The following is a 19,146-nucleotide window of genomic DNA, read 5'->3' as shown; positions in this document are numbered from 1 at the left end:
TGCCGGAATGGATGCATGCCCACTCCTGTTGACAATGTTGTCTATTTGCCGGACAAGGCTTTCGTCAAGGGCAAAAGCTCTTTCGGAGAGGAAAACATGAAAACCGCCATACGACTCGCGATGTCCGCCAGCGCCATCGGACTGGCCGCATTCGGCATTGCTGCCTGCACGCAGGACGCCGGAAACGCCGTCGCTTCGGCCCCGCCCCCGGCAGAGGGCTCGCAGTGGCTGGTCGGCCTGCCCGATGCCGCGCCGGAGCGCCCGAATGTCCTTTTCATCCAGATCGACGATCTGCGCCCGGATCTCGGCATTTACGGCCATCCGACCGCGCAGACGCCGAACATGGACGCGCTCGGTCGGTCCGGCATGGTGTTCGACAACGGCATCGTCAGCCAGGCGGTTTGCGGCCCGTCGCGTGCTGCCCTGATGACCGGGCTGCGTCCCGACACTACCGGCATCACCGATTTGAAAACGCCCGTCGACGAGGCGGTGCCGAACGCGGTGACCATGCTCGATATGTTCAAGGGCGCGGGTTACGAGACGCTGGGCATCGGCAAGATATACCACCACGCCGACGACGATGCCGATGGCTGGACGGTGCGCGAGGAGGATTACGAACACATCCTGCGCCGGGCGGACCGCAAGGCAGGCATTCCCCGCAAGGCTTACGACCGCGCCGAGAATCGTGCAGAATTGCCGGACACGCTGAACGTGGACATGGCCCTCGATCACATGGAGCGGCTGGGCGATAGCGGCGAGCCTTTCTTCATGGCCGTGGGCATCCACCGCCCGCACTTGCCCTTCATTTCGCCCGAATCAGACTGGGCGCGCTATTCGCCCTCCACCGTCCCCGAACCGGTAAACCGCAACGGGCAAGAGGGCGCACCGCCCTGGGCGCTGGTGGCCTACGAGGTCTGGAATTATCCGGAGACCGAGGACGAGAAACCGAACATGCCGGAGCCCGTCGCCGACGAGCTGCGCTGGGGCTACCTCGCCGCCGTCAGCTTCGCCGACAGCCTCGTGGGGGACCTCCTGCGCAAGCTGGAAGCGGAGGGCCTGGCCGACAACACGATCATCGTCCTGTGGGGCGACCACGGCTGGAAGCTGGGCGACCATGCTGCCTGGGCGAAGCATTCGACGGCCGATCTCGACATTCGCGTGCCGATCATAATCAATGCGCCGGGTGTGACGCGCCAGGGCACGCGGACCAACACGGTAGTCGAGACGGTCGATATCTATCCTACGCTCGCGCAGCTTGCTGGCTTCACGCCGCCGTCGAACCTGGAAGGTGACAGCCTCGTCCCGCTACTTCTCAATCCGGATCGCAATTGGAAAGAAGCCGGTTTCAGCCAGTATGGTCGCAATGCCGGCCTTACAGAGGGCAACGGTAAGCTGATGGGCCGCACTGTCCGCACCAAGCGCTTCCGCTACACTGCTTGGGTCGACAAGAGCGGCAAGGTCGCCGCCCAGGAGCTTTACGACCTTTCTGTCGACAGCGACGAAAGCGTCAACCGCGCCGGCGATCCGAAATACGGCTCGGACATTGCCCGCCTTGAGCGCGTGCGCCTCGGCGGCTGGAAGGCGCAGCGCGCAAACCTGCGCTGATGCTATCGGCGACAATGAGGGCGCCGACGTGCGAATTAAAGATCCGTCCACCGCGCGGAAATTCGCCGTAAGCAAGGGTTCAGACGGCCAAGGCATCCGCCTTAAAGTCGTTCACGTCGTGGCTTCGCGCAGGCGAAGGCACTAAGTCATGACCCAAGTTGTTGCATTGATCTTCCGGCGGAGCTGGAGCGGGTGAAGGGAATCGAACCCTCGTCGTCAGCTTGGGAAGCTGCTGCTCTACCATTGAGCTACACCCGCGGTGCGCCGCGCCAGATGCCGTGCGGGCGGCGCGCGGTCAATGGGCTTTGCGCCCTCAGATATTCGGCACGATCAGGTTTGCCGCATATGCGAAGCCGCGCCGATGGGCGAGGCAGGATACGGCAGATGTGGTGTCATAGCGCGTGTCGACACGGCAGCTGCCCTTCACTTCCACGCGCCTGCCTGTCCTGAGCACGACCTCGTCCACCTGGAACAGTCCGTCCTCCCACACGCCGGAGAAGCGCATCTGGTTCTCGCCATTGCGGCTGAAGACCACCTTGTCCGGGCGCACCTCTGCCCTGTCGCACAGCGCAAGAAGCGCTGTCTCCCGCACGGACTCGAAGGCTTCAGGATAAAAGCAGCGGCCCTCCACGTCCTGCGGGGCAGGCGCCGTGGAGGCCGCAGCCAGCGCGAGGAGGGATGCCAACATCGCCATGGCCCTTTACTGCGCCGCTGCCGGAGCGACGGGGTTCACGGTGCCGGGGATCTCCTGGAACACCGATGCGCCCGGACCCAGCGGCAGATCCAATGCGACCCAGCCGATGGTGAGCGCGAGGCCCACCAGCATAAGGCCGATTGAATAAGGCAACATGGTCGCCGCCAGCGAGCCGAGGCCGAAATCCTTCTGCCAGCGCTGGCAGAAGATCAGGATCAGCGGGAAATACACCATCAGCGGGGTGATGATGTTGGTGGCGCTATCGCCCACGCGGTAAGCGGCCGTCGCCATTTCCGGAGAGATGCCCAGCAGCATCAGCATCGGCACCAGCACCGGGGCAAGCAGCGCCCACTTGGCGCTGGCCGAGCCCACAAACAGGTTGAGCAGGCCGGATACAAGGATGATCGCCGCAAGCAGCGCCCATGCGGGCAGTCCGCTGCTGGACAGGAAGTCCGCCCCGTTTACCGCCAGCACCAGCCCCAGGTTCGACCATGCGAACATCGCCACGAAATGCGCCGCGGCAAAGGCCAGCACGAGGTAATAGGCGAGATCTTCCATCGCGCCCGCCATCATCTTCACCAGGTCGCGGTGATCGTTGATGACGCCCGCGGCCTTGCCGTAAGCCCAGCCGGCCAGCAGGAAGAGCAGGAAGAAGCCTGCCACAAGGCTGCGGTAGAACGGCGTCAGGCGCGCTTCGGGCGTCGCCTCCTCGTCGATCAGCGGCGTGCCGGGGCCAAAGGTGAACAGCAGCCACAGGCCGATCACGAACAGGACGGCAAGGCCAGCCCAGCGCAGGCCCATGCGCTCACCATCGGTCAGCGGACGGTCGCCCTGCTCTTCGGCCATGGCATTGCCCGCAGCTTCCGCATTCCACTTGCCAAGGCGCGGTTCGATCATGCGGTCGGTCACGAACCAGATCACCGGCAGGAAGACGAAGGTCATGGCGGCGATGAAGTACCAGTTGCCCGCAATATTCGCGGTCCAGTCACCGAACACCGTCTCGACGCTCGCCTCGGTAATGCCGAACAGCAGCGCGTCCAGCTGGCCCGGCAGGAGGTTGGCGGAAAAGCCGCCGGAAACACCCGCGAAGCTCGCGGCAATACCGGCGATGGGATGACGTCCTGCTGCATGGAAGATGATGCCCGCCAGCGGGATCAGCACCACGTAAGCGGCATCGGCAGCAAGGTTGCCCAACATGCCCACCAGCACCACGATGGGGGTCAGCAGCGCCGTGGGAGCATTGCGCACACCGGCCCGCATGGCCGTGCCAAACAGCCCGGCGCGTTCAGCAACGCCCGCGCCCAGCATCACCACCAGCACATATCCCAGCGGGTGGAAGTGCGTGAAGGTGGTGGGCATGTCGACCCACAGGCGCTGGATGTTCTCCGCCGCCAGCAGGCTGGTGGCCGCGATCACCACAGGCTCGCCCGCCTCGGTCAGTTCGGTGGGGTGCTGCACGGCCCATCCGGCCAAGCTTGCGATCACCGAGATCACGATCAGGATGCCGATCAGCCAGAAGAAGAGGAACACCGGATCGGGCAGCTTGTTGCCCGAGCGTTCGATCCATCCGAGGATCCCGGTATTGGTGCTGCCTGTTGCTGCTGCTTCGCTAGCCAAGATAATTCCCCCTCAGAGTATGCGTGACGTCAGTCCAGTGCGCGTTCGCCGGCGCGGCCGACCGATTTGATGTCTTCGCCCACGCCCTTCACGGTGTTGCAGGCAGCCAGCCCGGCAACAAGGCCGAGGCTAGCGAAAATGATGGATATCTTGCGGATCATCTGGACTCGTCCCGGTTTGAAACCACGAGGTCTGGCGCAACCTGCCTGAACGGCGGATTTAGGCGTCTGCCGGCTTGCTGCGCTGCAAACCGCTGCGCTTGCATTCGCCAACCAGCGTCCCGTCCTGGTTATAGGCGCGGTGGGCATATGTCACGATGCCCTGCCCGGGGCGCGACTTGCTCTCGCGCAGGGCCACCACCTCGGTCTCGATCCGCAGCGTATCGCCAATGAAGACGGGAGCGGGAAAGCGCACCTCGTCCCACCCGAGATTGGCCACCGCCGTGCCTAGCGTGGTGTCGCCAACGGACACGCCCACCATCAGCGACAGGGTGAAGCAGGAATTGACCAGGATGCGGCCATATTCGCTGTCCTTCATTGCCTCTGCATCAAGGTGCAGTGCTGCGGGATTGTGCGTGAGGGTGGAGAACAGAAGGTTGTCCGTCTCCGTCACCGTGCGCCGGATGGCGTGGTCGAACACCTGCCCCACTTCCAGCTCGTCGAACCACAGGCCTGCCATTTCACCGAATCTCCCTTTGCGGCCCGCTTAGCATCTGCCTAGGATGGCGGGAAAGTTTCTATGGGAGTACGATTGATGCGCATGATCCTTGGCCTTGCAGCGGCAACCACACTGGCCGCCTGCGCCACAATGGACGGAGATGGCGACATGAAGATCAAGGAACCGCAGGGCGAATGCGATGCCAGCGGCGTGCAGGACCATGTCGGCCACAAGGCCAGCGCCGAAAGCGGCACGATGCTGCTGAAGATGACCGGCGCGAAGACGCTGCGCTGGGTCCCGCCGCGGACCGCCGTGACGATGGATTACCGGCCCGACCGGCTGACCGTCTCCTACGATGACGATTATACGATCACGAAGATCAGCTGCGGCTGAGGCGTTCGTCCACCAGTGCCATGAGCGGGTCCAGCCCCGTGCAGGCATCCAGCTCGTCCGCGCCGACCAGCACCGAAGGCTGCGAGCCTTCCTGCGTCACGAAGATTGCCGGCAGGGGCGCGTCCACCGCAGGGTAATCGCGCGCCCAGTCATCCTTGTGATGGAAGCTGACCGTCTCGCCGCGGCCCTTCAGGAATCTGCGCCAGCGCCCATGCATGGAAACAGGGCCATAGGTTATGGCGCATAGCGAGCACGGATAGGTCTGCGGCGAGACCACCTTGTGGACCGCATCGGACAGCATGGAGAACAGTCCGCCATTGGCGTTGTAGACCAGCATGATGCGGCGATCGTCTGTCATGCTGGCAAGCCTTTCACATCCGCGCCGCCAAGGCTAGAGACTGCGACATGACAGGACAATTTTCCCTCACAGACGACCAGCTGGCCATCCAGGAGATGGCGCAGCGTTTCACCGCCGACAACATCACGCCGCATGCCGGCGAATGGGACGAGGCGCACCATTTCCCGAAAGACGTGATCAAGCAGACCGGCGAGCTGGGCTTCGGCGCGATCTATGTCTCGGAGGAGATGGGCGGCATCAATCTGGGCCGACTGGAAGCGGCACTAATCATGGAGGCGATGGCTTATGGCTGCCCCACCACCAGCGCCTTTATCTCCATCCACAACATGGCCGCATGGATGATCGACCGTTTCGGCGGGCAGGAACTGAAAGACCGCTTCCTGCCGGACCTCGTCACCATGGAAAAGCTCGCCAGCTATGCCCTGACCGAACCGGGCAGCGGCTCCGACGCGGCAGGGCTGAAGACCAGCGCGGTGCGTGACGGCGATCATTACGTGATCAACGGCACGAAGCAGTTCATCTCCGGCAGCGGCGTGAACGACCTTTACGTGGTCATGGTCCGCACGGACGATCACAAGACGCGCGGCATTTCCTGCATCGTGGTGGAAGCGGGGACCGAAGGCCTGAGCCACGGCGCGCCGGAGAAGAAGCTGGGCTGGAATGCCAGCCCCACCGCGCAGCTGATCTTCGAGGATTGCCGCGTGCCGCTCGAAAACCTCGTCGGGCAGGAAGGCGAAGGCTTCCGCTTCGCCATGGCGGGCCTCGATGGCGGACGCCTGAACATCGGTGCCTGTTCGCTGGGCGGCGCACAGCGCTGCCTGGACGAGGCGGTGAATTACACCAAGGAACGCCAGCAGTTCGGCCAGCCCATTGCGGATTTCCAGAACACGCAGTTCATGCTGGCCGACATGGCGACCGAGCTGGAGGCGGCGCGCGCGCTCCTTTACCTCGCAGCCGCCAAGGTCACCGAAAATGCGCCCGACAAGACGCGCTTTTCAGCCATGGCCAAGCGGCTGGCGACCGACAGCGGCAGCAATGTCGTCAACAATGCGCTGCAGCTGTTCGGCGGATATGGATACCTCAAGGATTACCCCATCGAACGCTTCTGGCGCGACCTGCGCGTGCATTCGATCCTGGAAGGCACCAACCAGGTGATGCGCATGATCGTGGGCCGCGACATGCTGCGGCAGGGGTGAGCGCGATGACTGAACACCTGCACATCCACACTCACGGCGCCGCGGCGCATATTTCGCTCAATCGTCCCAAGGCGCTGCATGCGCTGACGCTCGACATGTGCCGGGGCATGTCGGACGCGCTGCTTGGCTGGCGCAGCGATGACGCGGTGGACGTGGTGCTGCTGGACCATGCCGAGGGCCGCGGTTTCTGTGCGGGCGGCGATGTCACGCTGCTGCGCAATTCCTCGCAGGAGGATGCAGGGCGGCGCGGGCGCGAATTTTTCCACACGGAATATCGCCTCAACCACCTGATGTTCACATACCCCAAGCCGATTATCGCCTTCATGGACGGCGTGACGATGGGCGGCGGCGTGGGCATCTCGCAGCCCTGCAAGTACCGCGTGGCGACGGAGAACACGATGTTTGCCATGCCGGAAGGCTCTATCGGCCTGTTCCCCGATGTCGGCGCGGGCTGGTACCTGCCCCGCCTGCCGGGCCGCACGGGCCAGTTCCTGGCGCTGACCGGCGCGCGGCTGGACGGGGCGGAATGCCTCTGGGCGGGCCTTGCCACGCACTACATCGAGAGCGAGAAACTGGCCCAAGTGAAGGCGCGCATCGTGGCGCAGCCGGGCGACGTGGAGGCGATCCTGCTGGAGGTTTCCAGCACGCCGCCCGAAGCACGCCTTGCCGGCAATGCCGAAACCATAGACCGGCTGTTCGCCTCGGACACGCTGGAAGAAATCATTGCCGCGCTGGAGGCCGATGCCAGCGAATGGGCGGGCAAGGAACTCAAGGCCGTGCGCGCCAAGTGCCCGGCGACTTCCAAGGTCGCGCTTCGCCAGTTTGTGCACGGCGCGGCCATGCAGGATTTCGCCGACAACATGGCGATGGAGTACCGCATCGCCAGCCGGATGATCATGCGGCCCGACTTTACCGAAGGCGTGCGCGCCGTGCTGGTGGACAAGGACCATGATCCCAAATGGCAGCCCGCCACGCCCGAAGGCGTGACCGATGCCATGCTAAATGCGATCTTCGCGCCGGGTCCCGAAGGCGGCGAGTGGACGCCGCTGCCCGAGGCTTCCTAACAGCCGAAGGCGGACAATTCGCGGTCGATGGCGGCGCGGTAGGACGTGCCGAACAGCCGCAAATGCACCAGCAGCGGCCAGAGCCGGTAGATGCGCAGCCGTTCGCGCCAGCCGGCCTCGAGCTCCAGCGCCTCGAAAAACGCGTCCGTCGGATGGTCGAATAGCGTGAGCATGGCGACGTCCACCTCGCGGTGACCGCGATAGGCTGCGGGGTCGATCAGCGCATTCAGGCGGCCCTGCCCGAACAGGACATTGCCGCCCCACAGATCGCCGTGCAGAAGGCTGGATGGCGGCGTGGCCGGCAGCAGGTCCGGCAGCTTCTCCGCCAGTTTCGCGAGCCGCCCGGTCAGGTGCTCCGAGATTTTCTCTCCGTGGCACAGCAGGCGGCGCTCCGCCCAGAATGCAGGCCAATCCTCGGCAGCTTCATTAAGGATTGCGACGGGTCCGAAGACGTAATCCGCCTGCCAGCCGAAGGGCTCGCCCGTATCGGCGTGAAGTGTACCCAGCACCTCGGCAAGGTCGCGCCATCCGGCCTCATCCGGCCGCCCGGTGCTCTCGACGAAGTCCATCACCAGCAGGTCGCCTTCGCAGAAGAGGATGTCCGGCGCGCGGCCGCAAGCCTGGCGAATGGCGCGCAGCATGTCCGCTTCGACAGAGACGAGCGGTCCCTGCTTGGCGACCGCCTTGCGGCCATCCGCCAGGTCGACCAGCATCGCCCCGCCCAGGTCCCCGCCTGCCAGCTGGCGGCCTGAGACGACCTTGCTGCCCAGCGCGGCGCCAATCCGCGCCAGGGGGCTTTCGGACGAGCTTTCGGACGTGCTTTCGGGCGCGCTCACCGGGTGAAACGAGCGACCAGCGCCTCGGCCGCCATGCGCACTTCGCGCCAGGTCTGCTGGAAACCTTCAGGGCCCCCATAGTAGGGGTCGGCGACGGCTTCGCCCTCCTGCCCCGGCACCGCGTCCATCAGCAGCGCAATCTCCGCCGTCGCATCCTTGGGAGCGCGGGCGCGGATGTCTGCCAGATTGTCCTCGTCCAGCGCAAAAATGTGCGTGAAGCGGGTGTAGTCAGCGGCGGCTAGCTGGCGCGCACGCTGGGCGGTGATGTCCACGCCATGCTCGCGCGCGGCGGCGATGCTGCGCTCGTCCGGCAGCTTGCCGACATGGTAATTCGCCGTGCCCGCGCTGTCGGCCCCTGCCTCCAGCCCCGCGTCGCTCGCGGCCTGCCGGAACGCGCCCTCCGCCAGCGGGGAGCGGCAGATATTGCCGAGGCAGACGAACAGAACGCGCGGTTTTGGCATCACACCGATGGCCATGGCCCGGAGATCGCGAGCGTCATGGCAGGTCGATAGACATTTACGAACAGTGTGCGGCCATCCGGCGAGAAGCAGGCTCCAGCCGGTTCAGTCGGCAAGCGGAGCCGCGCGAAGGCGTAAGCCTCTCCCGCCGGTGTAATTCCGCGCAGGTGATTATCCTTCGTGTCGGTGTACTTATCTTCGCAAACCACCAAGTCTCCGAAAGGTGCAATACACAGATTGTCACCGAAACTGTATTCAGACACGGCAGGGCTTTCGTAAAAGAGTTCCAGCAAATCCGGCGCGCCAGTGCGCGGCGTAAAGCGGAAAATCTGCCCTTGTTCTGCCGCGCCGCCGTTGGTCGCGGTAAAGTACATTTCTCCTTCGCCCATCCAGATACCTTCACCGCGGGCAATGATGGCGGCGCCTAGCGCTGCGCCGCGCTTTCGCAAATCGTCCTTCGGTGCTTCGACATTATCCAGCGTGACCCACGAACCGGCTACGGGCGACCCGACCGAAAGACGACCGCCGCCAGCTTCCCAGTTCCTTGTGTCCTGCATTTCGTCAAGCACCAGCGCCTGCAACGTGCCCCCAGCTGCAAGGTCGCCAGGAACATTCGGGATGAATCGGTAAAACAGCGAATCCTTCCTGTCTTCCGTCATGTAAACGATGCCGCTCGCCGGGTCGACGCAGGCTGCTTCGTGATTGAAGCGGCCCATGGCCTTCAGCGGGACTGGGTCGACCAGGCCACCGCTATCGGCAGGCACTTCGAAGACGTAGCCATGATCTTGGTTCAGGCTTCCGCCTGCCCGGTCAGTGTTTTCCTCGCAACTGAGCCAGCTATTCCAAGGCGTAACGCCCCCCGCGCAATTCCGGATCGTCCCGGCTAAACTGCGGTATTGACGTTCTACTTCCAGGGTCCCGGCATCGAGGATAATCGTCGTCGTGCCGCCGGGCAGGGCCAGCTGGCTGCGCGCCGCCGTATCGTAAGCTGGCGCCACGGCAACAGGATCGGCGCGATCGGGGCGCAGTTCATGGTTTCGAACAAGGGAAATCTTGCCATTGCCAAGGTCGAAGCAGCCCATCCCGTCAGCATTGTTCGGCACGGTTCCGCCATCGCTCATGACATCGTCAAGCCGCGAGATCACGCGATAGGCAAACCCCTGAGGCAGATCCAAAATGCCGGCGGGATCGGGCACAAGCGAGCCATATCCGTTCGTGCCCAAGCGCGGCATCGGTGTGCCGATCAGCGCCGCCCGCCCGCTCGGGCTGCAATTGCTGGCGGCGAGCCCGGCAAAGGCGATGCCGGTCGAACGAAGGAAGTGTCGGCGGTGAAACGTCATGTCATTATCCCGTCTAATATACGGTTTCAGCTTTAGCGCGTCTGTGATCGAAGGACCAAGCTACCGATGCGTCGTGGATCCGAATCATGTACTGCCCCCGGTGCGCAGCGACACCGGCACACGCAGCGCGCGGGCCCCGTCACCGCCCATGGCGCGCGCCACCAGCATCTCGCCCGCCATGCCGACATCGGTGGCAACGGTGGTCAACTGCGGCACGATCTGCTCGGCAATGCCCAGCCCGTCGAAACCCGCCACGGCCAGGTCATCCGGCACGCTGACATTCTGTGCCTGCAATTCTCCGATCGCGCCGATGGCTATGGCATCGCAGGATGCAAACACCGCGTCGCAACCGCCGCGCTCGGCCAGCAGGCTGCGGATGGCGGCGACACCCTGCGCGTGGCGATCCTGAGAGATTTCCACCGGGATAACGCGGGGCTCCAGCCCGGCGGCGCTGATGGCGGCCTCATACCCGGCCTGCCGTTCGCAGAACTGCCGGTGCCCCTCCTGCGCGCCGATAAAAGCGATCCGGCGGCGGCCGCGTGCCAACATGTGTTCGACCACCAGCCGTGCGCCTTCCGCATTGTCGGGCAGCACGTCCTCGCCCCAGAAGGCGTGCGGATCGGAAGCCGCGCCGCTTTCCTCAAGGTTTATCCAGGCCGCCTCGTTCTCGCGCGTGCCGATGGCAATCATCGCGTCGGCCTCGCCCTGGCGGACATATTGGCCGAAGAAGTGGCCGGGTTCGGACTGGAAGGAAACCAGCGTTTCCATGCCCCGCGCAGCCGCCGCCGCGCAGGTCGCGCCCAGCAGGGCATATGTCATGGGATTGGTGCTGCGAAAGCCTGCACCCTGGCGGCTGAACACGACCACGGCGATGATGCCCGTATCCCCTCGGCGCAGGCGCGACGCGCGCTTGTCGACCAGGTAACCCAGCGACCGGGCCGCCTCTTCCACCCGCGCCCGCGTGGCATCGGTGATGAGCGGAGAACCGGACAATGCGCGCGAGACAGTGGGCTGGCTGACGCCCGCCATTTCGGCCACATCGGCCGCTGTAACGCGCCGCTTGATGGTGGGCTTGTCCCCGCCTTCGGCCATCCTGTTCCTCTCCCTTGCCAGCGCGGTATCGCGGCGGGCGAAATCAGGCAAGCGCCAGCACGCCGGTGAGGATGTTACGCACCAGTTCCACCTGCCCGCGCGCGCCGGTCTTGGCGTAGATTTTCTTGGAGTAATAGCGCGCCGTCTCCAGCGTCAGGCCGTGCTCTTTGGCCGTCTCCGCAATCGACAGGCCCTGCGCCAGCGACCAGGCGATGCGCGCCTCCGCCGCTGTCAGGTCGAAGAGGTCGGCCAGCTGTTCGTGCCGGTCCGCGCTGCTGGAGCGGTCGCCCCGAATGTAAAGCGCCGCTACCGCCTTGCCCCCGCCCGCCAGCGTCTCCAGCCGGACAGGCGCTGCCAGCACATCGATCCACGGGTCATGGCTGAGGTTGATCGCGCGCGGGCGGGCGCGAGGATCGGCGGCATAGTCACGCACCAGTGCGGTCAGCTGGCGGTCCAGCGCCGGGGACCGTGGCACCAGGCGATCGTACGGTCCGCGCGCCAGCTCCCCCGACAGATCCAGCAGCCGCGCTGCCTGCGGATCGCAATCGACGATCCGCGCCTGCGCATCCAGCGTGATCCAGCCGAAATTCATGCGCGCCAGCGTGGCCGCGCTCATACCCGATCGCGCACGCTCCGCCTCCATCCCGGCAAAGGTCTTCAGCGCCACGGCCATATGCGGCTGCAGCGCCACCATAAGATTCGCGATATCGGGGCCCACAGCTGTGCTGTCCGCAATCGCGAACAGCATGCCGAAGCCGCTGTCATCGCGCAGCAGCAGGGCGCGCCACGCCGTTCCGGCCCCGCCTGCCCCGCCTGACCCGCCTGCATCGCCTTCGAAGTCGGCCTGCGAATAGGCACGCCCCGCACGCATTTTCGACAGGTCCAGCGCGCCAAGCCCGGCCAGCGCTGCATCGCCAGACACCAGCCGCACCGACTGCCCCCCGCGCGGCCCCACGATGCGGATCGCGGCGCATTCTGCCGCAGCCAGCCGCCGTATCCGCGATAGGAAGGTCTGCCACATGGGCTGTTCGAACAGGCCATCGTGCAACGGGACCAGCAGGTCCGTCTCTCCAAGATTGGGCACGCGCATGGCACTCAGTAACACCTCCCATATGGGAGGTCCAGCGGATAGTCCATCACGCTAGGCAGCGCCGCATGACCAAGCCCCTCACCCATCTCCAGCGCCTAGAGGCCGAGAGCATCCACATCATGCGCGAGGTCGTCGCAGAGGCTGACAATCCGGTGATGCTGTATTCGGTGGGGAAGGACAGTGCGGTCATGCTGCACCTGGCGAAGAAGGCGTTCCACCCCGCGCCGCCGCCCTTCCCCCTGCTGCATGTCGATACGACCTGGAAATTCCGCGCCATGTACGAGCTGCGCGAGAAAAGCGCGCGCGAGGCCGGGATGGAACTGCTGGTCCACCGCAATCCAGAAGCCGAGGAGCGCGGGATCAATCCCTTCGACCACGGCCCGCTGCACACGGATATGTGGAAGACCGAAGGCCTGAAGCAGGCACTCGACCAGCATGGCTTCGATGCGGCCTTTGGCGGCGCGCGGCGCGACGAGGAGAAAAGCCGCGCGAAGGAGCGCGTGTTCTCCTTCCGCACGGCCAGCCATGGCTGGGACCCGAAGAACCAGCGCCCCGAGCTGTGGAACCTCTACAATGCCCGCAAGCGCAAGGGCGAGAGCATCCGCGTCTTCCCTCTGTCGAACTGGACCGAGCTGGATATCTGGCAATACATCATGGACCAGCAGATCGAGATCGTGCCGCTGTATTACAGCGCCGTGCGCCCTACCTTCGAGCATGATGGCGGCCTGTTCATGGCCGACGATATCGATCGGCTGGAGCGCGTGCTGGGCCACCGCCCTGAGATCACCGAACGCACCATCCGTTTCCGCACGCTCGGCTGCTTCCCGCTGACGGGCGCGGTGGAAAGCACCGCCGCCACCTTGCCGGAAATCGTGCAGGAGATGTTGCTGACCACCACCAGCGAACGGCAGGGCCGCGTCATCGACAAGGATGCGGGCGATGCCAGCATGGAGAAGAAGAAGAAGGAGGGGTATTTCTGATGTCGTCCGGCTACAAGACAGACGCGCTTATCGCCGAGGACATCGAGGCATACCTGCAGGCGCACCAGAACAAGACCATGCTGCGCTTCATCACCTGCGGCAGCGTGGACGATGGCAAGAGCACACTGATCGGCCGGCTGCTGTTCGACAGCAAGATGATCTTCGAGGATCAGCTGGCCGCGCTGGAATCCGACAGCAAGCGCGTGGGCACGCAGGGGCAGGAGATCGACTTCGCCCTGCTGGTAGATGGCCTTGCGGCGGAGCGCGAGCAGGGCATCACCATCGATGTCGCTTACCGCTTCTTCGCGACGGAAAGCCGCAAGTTCATCGTGGCGGATTGCCCGGGGCATGAGCAGTACACGCGCAACATGGTCACCGGCGCGAGCACCGCGGATTGCGCCGTCATCCTGATCGACGCGCGCAAGGGCGTGCTCACGCAGACGCGCCGCCATTCCTTCCTGTGCCACCAGCTGGGCATCCGCCAGATCGTACTGGCGGTGAACAAGATGGACCTCGTCGAGTACGCGCAGGAGACCTTCGACGCGATCGTCTCTGACTACCGCGCTTTTGCGGGCGAGATCGGTATCGAGGACTTCACCGCAATTCCAATCAGCGGCCTGCGCGGGGACAATATAACCGCGCCGTCCGATGCGATGGACTGGTATGACGGGCCCGTGCTGATCGATCACCTGGAGACCCTGCCAGTCCCCAGCGAGACCGAAGCGGAAAAGCCGTTCCGCATGGCGGTGCAATGGGTCAACCGGCCCAACCTCGATTTTCGCGGGTTTGCGGGACAAATCGCAAGCGGACGCATCCGTCCGGGTGACGCCATCCGCGTGTTGCCCTCCGGCAAGACCAGCACCGTAAAGGCGATCAGCACCTTCGACGGCGAGCTCGACGAAGCGCAGGCCTGCCAGTCCGTAACCCTGACGCTGGAGCATGAGATCGATTGCTCGCGCGGCGACGTCATCGCCGCGGCCGATGATCCGCCGCAGGTGGCCGACCAGTTCGAAGCGACGCTGGTCTGGCTGGCGGATGACGACCTGACAGTGGGGCGCGGATATTGGCTGAAGCTGGGCACGCAGACCGTGACCGCCACCGTGCAGCAGCCGAAATACGAGGTGGACGTCAATACGATGGAGCATCTCGCCGCCAAGACATTGTCGCTGAACGAGATCGGCGTGGCGGAGGTCCATGCGGACAGACCGCTGGTGTTCGAGCCCTATGCCGACAATCGCACGCTCGGCGGCTTCATCCTGGTGGACAAGCTGACCGATCGCACGGTCGCTGCCGGCATGCTGCATTTCAGTCTCCGCCGCAGCCAGAATGTCCATTGGCAGGCAACCGACATCGGGCGCGAGCACCATGCGGGCATGAAGAACCAGACCCCGCGCGTACTTTGGTTCACCGGCCTGTCCGGCAGCGGCAAATCCACCATCGCCAACGAGGTGGAGAAGAAGCTGGCGCTGATGAACCGCCACACCTTCCTGTTGGACGGCGACAATGTGCGGCACGGCCTGAACAGGGACCTTGGCTTTACCGAGGCCGACCGGATCGAGAACATCCGCCGCATCGGCGAGGTGGCGAAGCTGATGACCGATGCCGGGCTGATCGTCCTCACCGCCTTCATCAGTCCGTTCCGCGCGGACCGGCAGCTGGTGCGCGACATGCTGGAGCCGCATGAGTTCATCGAGATCTTCGTCGATACGCCGCTCGAAGTGGCGGAAGAGCGCGACGTGAAGGGTCTTTACAAGAAGGCGCGCGCGGGCGAGCTGAAGAACTTCACCGGGATCGACAGCCCCTATGAGGCGCCGGAGGATCCGGAAATTCGCGTCAACACGGTGGAGATGACGCCCGAAGACGCCGCCGATTTCATCATCAAGCAGGTGCTGCCGCTGAAATGACCGACCCCCGCGACTTGACCGACGCGCAGCTGGCCGCGCACCTGGCTTACAGCGCCGGGCGCATCCTGCTGGAACTGCGCGCCACCGGCACGCTGGAAGGCCGCGCGCTTGGCGACGCAGGCGACCGGGCGGCCAACGAATATCTCGTCGCCGCACTGGCGGAGCTGAGGCCCGATGACGGCATCCTGTCGGAAGAGAGCAAGGACACCATCGCCCGCCTTTCCAAGGACCGCGTCTGGATCGTGGACCCGGTGGACGGCACCCGCGAATATGGCGAGGGCCGCGAAGACTGGGCCGTGCATGTGGGGCTGGCCGTGGAAGGTGCGCCTGCGATCGGCGCAGTCGCGCTGCCCGGCCGGGACATGGTGCTGCGGACTGATGAGCCTGTGAGTTTGCCCGCTGCGCCGCAGCGCCTGCGCATGGTCGTCAGCCGCTCCCGCCCGGCGGCAGAGGCGCTTGCCGTGGCAGAAGCGCTGGATGCGCAGCTGGTCCCGATGGGCAGCGCAGGCGCAAAGGCCATGGCCGTGATCCGCGGGGACGCGGACATCTACCTGCATACCGGCGGACAATATGAATGGGACAATTGCGCGCCCGCCGCCGTCGCGCTGGCCCATGGCCTGCACGCGAGCCGCGTCGATGGCAGTCCGCTTGCCTACAATCGCGAGGACACCTGGCTGCCCGACCTGCTGGTCTGCCGCCGCGAACACGCTGACCGCATCCTGTCGCTGATCGCGAACGCCTGACAGGCGCGCGCCGCCTGCGGGTTCAGCCCGCCTGGCGTCCTTCTTCCCATTCGGCACATCCCACCGCGGTGGTCGGCACGCCCTGACGCTTGCGCACAATGTCGAATGCGATGGCCTTAAGGATGGCCACGGCCATCAGCGCCACCACGAAGGAAAACGGCAAGGCGCCGATGATCATGGTGATGCGGATCGCGTCGATCCCGCCAAGGATCAGCATGCTGCCGACCACGAAAGCCAGCGCCGCGCCCCAGAACAGGATGTGGCGACTGCGCGTTCCATCGGTCTCACCCGCGCCATTGATTGTGTTCACGATCAGGATCGCGCTGTCGGCCGATGTCACAAGATACGTCATCAGCAGCACCACCACGAGGGCGGAGACCACCAGCGCCATAGCCGGGCTGAGCAGTACGGAAATAGCGGCGTAAAGCTGGTCGGAAATCCCGGTGTCCAGGATTGCTCCGCCGGCCGTGCCGTTCAGTTCTAGGTCGATCGCCGTACCGCCAATGATCGCCATCCACACAAAGCACATGAGCGAGGGGACCAGCACCACGCCGGCAATATACTCGCGCACCGTGCGGCCGCGCGAAATGCGGGCGATGAACATGCCCACGAAAGGCGCGAAGGCGATCCACCAGGCCCAGTAGAACACGCTCCAGTCCAGCTGCCACTGCACCAGCGCCGCGGCCGTCTCGCTGCCATCGCGCGCGAACAGGGTCAGCGAGGATGGCACCAGCGTGACGAGGTAATCCCACGTTCCCGCAGCGAGCAATTGCAAGCCGAACAGCCCGGACCCAAGGATCGCAAACAGCGCGAGCAGCAGGAAAGAAAGCGCCATATTGAGATTGGACAGCCATTTGATGCCCTTGCCCACACCCGACAGCGCGCTGAGCGTCGATGCGCCCACCAGCACTGCCAGGGCAGTGATGATCGCCAGCGTGGAGGACGTGCCCGCATCGTTCAGCAGCCAGTCGCCCAGGCCAAGGCGCGCGAGGCCGGCAACGAATTGCTCGACGCCCAGACCCATCGTCACCGAAACGCCCAGGATCGTGGCGACGACTGCCACCACATCGACCACATGCCCGGCAACGCCTGACATCGCCTTGCCGAACAGGGGCGTAAGGGCAGAGCGGATGGTGAGCGGCAGGGCGCGGCGATAGGCGACATAACCGATGGCCAGGCCCACCAGGGCATAGGTCCCCCAGGCTGCAAGGCCCCAGTGCAGGAAGGTATAGCGATAGGCAGGCGCAATCGCCGCTTCGCTCAGCGGCTCCACCTCGCCGCGAATGATGTCGGGATTGTTGGCGAAATGGGCCATCGGTTCCCCGATGGAATAGGTCAGCATCCCGATCCCGATGCCCGCGCCAAAGAGCATGGCGAACCAGGAGAAGCGGGAAAACTCCGCCTTTTCATCCGGCGCGCCGATCAGCAGGCGGCCAGATTGCGGAACCAGGGCAACCACCGCGCAGGTGAGCATCAGGAAGGCAACGAGATAGACATACCAGCCAGAAAATGACGCGATGATGCTGACATTGGCAGCCGACAAGGTCTCACTGGCGCTGACCGGGAAGAAGATCGCCCACATGATGATTAACGAGACGACGATCTTCGCCGGGATCGTCACTTCGCGGCTGAAGCCGTCATAGAAGCCGCGATCATGGGTTTCGATGGGAAGGTCCACCAGAGGCGGCGAAATCGTATTGTCGGTGTTGTCGGCCATCGGGCGAAGATATCTTCCGGTATGGCGGCCCGCCGCGCGGGATGCGCAAGATATCGGCCGCTGGTGAGGATTCACCGGCAGCATAAGGATTGCGACACGCGTTGCAAACCGCCATCCATTCTGCGCGATGGCAGGCAGCGGCGCCATCGGAGCGCCGCCACGTCAGGTCAGTCCGGGCGCTTGCCCGGCTTGCCCTTGGACGGCTTGCCCTTGCCCTTGAAAGGCGGCCTTCCGGCGCCCTTGCCGCCGCCATGTCGCGGGGACACGCGCGGCTTGCCCGAAGCTCCGCCATGCCCGGCCCCGCCCTTGCGATGGCGCTTTGCCGCGTCGCGGGGCGGCTCTTCGGACCGGACGATAGCAATATCGCTGCCGTCCTCGCCGCTCTGCGCGGTGCGCTCGGCAGCTTCGGCAAACTTGTCCGCAATGGCACGGGGGATCTGGAAATGGGTTTCCTGCGGTCCGATACGGATCGCTCCGACCTCGTTGCGGGTGATATGCCCGCGGCGACACAGCAGCGGCAGGATCCAGCGCGCGTCCGCATTCTGCCGGCGGCCGACATCCATGCGAAACCAGATGGTATCCTCGAAGCCGGGGCGATGCCGTTCCTTCTGTGCCGCGCGATGCGCTTCCGGCGTGTTGACCAGCAGTTCCTCGGGCGCGGGCATCGTTGCGCGGTGAGCCTTCACGAGGCGCAGCGCGATATCTTCCAGCGACAATTCGTCCATCACGCGCTTGGCCAGCGCCTTGTCCGCCTTGCCGGTCTCGATCGGCTCGAGCAGGCGCTCCAGCAGCCGGTCGTGGTCGCGTGCCAGGATGGCCTCGCGGTCGGGCGCGGAGATCCACTCGGCTTCGATCCGGGCCTTGCGCAGCATGCTTTCGACACGCTTGCGGCGCGGGAACGGCACAACGATGACGGCGGTCCCCTTGCGCCCGGCGCGGCCTGTCCGGCCAGAGCGGTGCTGCAACGTCTCGGCATCACGCGGAATTTCGACATGCACGACCAGGCTCAGGCTGGGCAGGTCGATGCCGCGCGCCGCGACGTCGGTCGCCACGCAGACGCGCGCACGCTTGTCGCGCAGCGCCTGCAGGGCCTGGTTGCGTTCCTGCTGGGAATGCTCGCCCGACAGGGCAACCACTCCGAACCCACGTTCCTGCAAGGTGGCATGGAGGTGCCGGACATTGTCGCGCGTGGCACAGAACAGAATGGCCGTTTCGGCCTCGTGGAAGCGCAGCAGGTTCACGACCGCGTTCTCGACCTCGGAAGGCGAGACGGTGACGGCCTGGTAGGCAATATCGTTATGGCCGCGCGCATCCTCGCGCGTCGCGATGCGCAAGGCATCGCGTTGGTAGCGGCGTGCCATGTTCTCGATCGGGCGCGGCATGGTCGCGGAGAACAGCAGGG

Annotated in this window: 19 protein-coding genes and 1 tRNA gene (1 of these 20 only partly in view); 7 read left to right on the top strand and 13 right to left on the bottom strand. The window is 64.9% G+C overall.

What is annotated here, in order from left to right:
• Positions 1-96: 96 nt before the first annotated feature.
• Complete coding sequence (locus A6F65_RS04465; RefSeq protein WP_169816998.1) at positions 97-1,605, top strand: sulfatase; 1,509 nt, start codon at positions 97-99, stop codon at positions 1,603-1,605.
• Positions 1,606-1,789: 184 nt separating this feature from the next.
• Here the strand turns inward: A6F65_RS04465 and A6F65_RS04460 are convergent.
• The 5 genes from A6F65_RS04460 to A6F65_RS04445 form a co-directional block, all read right to left on the bottom strand.
• Positions 1,790-1,863: transfer RNA gene (locus tag A6F65_RS04460), tRNA-Gly, on the bottom strand.
• 55 nt (positions 1,864-1,918) lie between these two features.
• Positions 1,919-2,293: a hypothetical protein gene (locus A6F65_RS04455; protein ID WP_157093051.1), complete on the bottom strand. Its 375-nt coding sequence runs from the start codon at positions 2,291-2,293 to the stop codon at positions 1,919-1,921.
• A gap of 12 nt (positions 2,294-2,305) precedes the next feature.
• Positions 2,306-3,916: an AbgT family transporter gene (locus A6F65_RS04450; protein WP_067786314.1), complete on the bottom strand. Its 1,611-nt coding sequence runs from the start codon at positions 3,914-3,916 to the stop codon at positions 2,306-2,308.
• A 29-nt stretch (positions 3,917-3,945) separates the two neighbouring features.
• Positions 3,946-4,077, bottom strand: coding sequence for an entericidin A/B family lipoprotein (locus A6F65_RS12675; RefSeq protein WP_083989216.1), 132 nt, complete (start codon positions 4,075-4,077; stop codon positions 3,946-3,948).
• Between the two features lie 58 nt (positions 4,078-4,135).
• On the bottom strand, positions 4,136-4,594 hold the full coding sequence (locus A6F65_RS04445; protein ID WP_067786312.1) for a MaoC family dehydratase: 459 nt from the start codon (positions 4,592-4,594) through the stop codon (positions 4,136-4,138).
• Between the two features lie 75 nt (positions 4,595-4,669).
• On the opposite strand from A6F65_RS04445, the gene A6F65_RS04440 reads away from it, so the two are divergent.
• Positions 4,670-4,966, top strand: coding sequence for an I78 family peptidase inhibitor (locus A6F65_RS04440; RefSeq protein ID WP_067786311.1), 297 nt, complete (start codon positions 4,670-4,672; stop codon positions 4,964-4,966).
• On the opposite strand, the gene A6F65_RS04435 is transcribed toward A6F65_RS04440, so the two are convergent.
• The gene (locus tag A6F65_RS04435; RefSeq protein ID WP_067786309.1) at positions 4,953-5,324 is read right to left on the bottom strand and encodes a hypothetical protein; all 372 of its coding nucleotides are present in this window, start codon (positions 5,322-5,324) and stop codon (positions 4,953-4,955) included. The genes A6F65_RS04440 and A6F65_RS04435 overlap by 14 nt on opposite strands.
• A 47-nt stretch (positions 5,325-5,371) precedes the next feature.
• On the opposite strand from A6F65_RS04435, the gene A6F65_RS04430 reads away from it, so the two are divergent.
• Positions 5,372-6,520 carry an acyl-CoA dehydrogenase family protein gene (locus A6F65_RS04430; protein ID WP_067786307.1) on the top strand — a complete coding sequence of 383 codons (1,149 nt, stop codon included), beginning with the start codon at positions 5,372-5,374 and terminating at the stop codon, positions 6,518-6,520.
• 5 nt (positions 6,521-6,525) lie between these two features.
• The gene (locus A6F65_RS04425) at positions 6,526-7,584 is read left to right on the top strand and encodes an enoyl-CoA hydratase/isomerase family protein (RefSeq protein ID WP_067786304.1); all 1,059 of its coding nucleotides are present in this window, start codon (positions 6,526-6,528) and stop codon (positions 7,582-7,584) included.
• On the opposite strand, the gene A6F65_RS04420 is transcribed toward A6F65_RS04425, so the two are convergent.
• The 5 genes from A6F65_RS04420 to A6F65_RS04400 form a co-directional block, all read right to left on the bottom strand.
• Positions 7,581-8,420: a fructosamine kinase family protein gene (locus A6F65_RS04420; RefSeq protein WP_237164884.1), complete on the bottom strand. Its 840-nt coding sequence runs from the start codon at positions 8,418-8,420 to the stop codon at positions 7,581-7,583. The two genes, A6F65_RS04425 and A6F65_RS04420, sit on opposite strands and share 4 nt — an antisense overlap.
• Positions 8,417-8,881 carry a low molecular weight protein-tyrosine-phosphatase gene (locus A6F65_RS04415; protein ID WP_067790018.1) on the bottom strand — a complete coding sequence of 155 codons (465 nt, stop codon included), beginning with the start codon at positions 8,879-8,881 and terminating at the stop codon, positions 8,417-8,419. The genes A6F65_RS04420 and A6F65_RS04415 overlap by 4 nt, the downstream gene beginning before the upstream one ends.
• Positions 8,881-10,218 (bottom strand): alkaline phosphatase PhoX, encoded by a 1,338-nt coding sequence (locus tag A6F65_RS04410; RefSeq protein ID WP_067786302.1) that lies wholly within the window; start codon positions 10,216-10,218, stop codon positions 8,881-8,883. Before A6F65_RS04410 ends, A6F65_RS04415 begins: the two co-directional genes overlap by 1 nt.
• Before the next feature lie 84 nt (positions 10,219-10,302).
• On the bottom strand, positions 10,303-11,310 hold the full coding sequence (locus A6F65_RS04405) for a LacI family DNA-binding transcriptional regulator (protein ID WP_083989214.1): 1,008 nt from the start codon (positions 11,308-11,310) through the stop codon (positions 10,303-10,305).
• 43 nt (positions 11,311-11,353) lie between these two features.
• Positions 11,354-12,400: a helix-turn-helix transcriptional regulator gene (locus A6F65_RS04400; RefSeq protein ID WP_067786300.1), complete on the bottom strand. Its 1,047-nt coding sequence runs from the start codon at positions 12,398-12,400 to the stop codon at positions 11,354-11,356.
• 38 nt (positions 12,401-12,438) lie between these two features.
• Here A6F65_RS04400 and cysD point away from each other — a divergent pair, with 38 nt between their 5' ends.
• From cysD to A6F65_RS04385, 3 genes are read left to right on the top strand one after another with little or no spacing between them, the layout of a single operon-like run.
• Positions 12,439-13,380: a sulfate adenylyltransferase subunit CysD gene (gene cysD / locus A6F65_RS04395; protein WP_257784268.1), complete on the top strand. Its 942-nt coding sequence runs from the start codon at positions 12,439-12,441 to the stop codon at positions 13,378-13,380.
• On the top strand, positions 13,380-15,284 hold the full coding sequence (cysN, locus tag A6F65_RS04390) for a sulfate adenylyltransferase subunit CysN (RefSeq protein WP_067786296.1): 1,905 nt from the start codon (positions 13,380-13,382) through the stop codon (positions 15,282-15,284). Before cysD ends, cysN begins: the two co-directional genes overlap by 1 nt.
• Positions 15,281-16,027 (top strand): 3'(2'),5'-bisphosphate nucleotidase CysQ, encoded by a 747-nt coding sequence (locus A6F65_RS04385; protein ID WP_169816997.1) that lies wholly within the window; start codon positions 15,281-15,283, stop codon positions 16,025-16,027. The genes cysN and A6F65_RS04385 overlap by 4 nt, the downstream gene beginning before the upstream one ends.
• Positions 16,028-16,049: 22 nt before the next feature.
• On the opposite strand, the gene A6F65_RS04380 is transcribed toward A6F65_RS04385, so the two are convergent.
• Both A6F65_RS04380 and A6F65_RS04375 read right to left on the bottom strand, forming a co-directional pair.
• Positions 16,050-17,744, bottom strand: coding sequence for a BCCT family transporter (locus A6F65_RS04380; RefSeq protein WP_067786294.1), 1,695 nt, complete (start codon positions 17,742-17,744; stop codon positions 16,050-16,052).
• 167 nt (positions 17,745-17,911) lie between these two features.
• A protein-coding gene (locus tag A6F65_RS04375) for a DEAD/DEAH box helicase (protein WP_067786292.1) crosses the window boundary here: on the bottom strand, positions 17,912-19,146 show its 3' portion. 541 nt of this gene lie beyond the right edge of the window; the window shows 1,235 of its 1,776 coding nt (coding positions 542-1,776); its start codon lies beyond the right edge, outside the window; its stop codon occupies positions 17,912-17,914.

This window comes from Paraurantiacibacter namhicola, assembly GCF_001687545.1.
Taxonomy (GTDB): Bacteria; Pseudomonadota; Alphaproteobacteria; order Sphingomonadales; family Sphingomonadaceae; genus Paraurantiacibacter; species Paraurantiacibacter namhicola.
The sequence above is the reverse complement of the archived record's forward strand: the minus strand, read 5'-3'. Positions and strand labels throughout refer to the sequence as shown.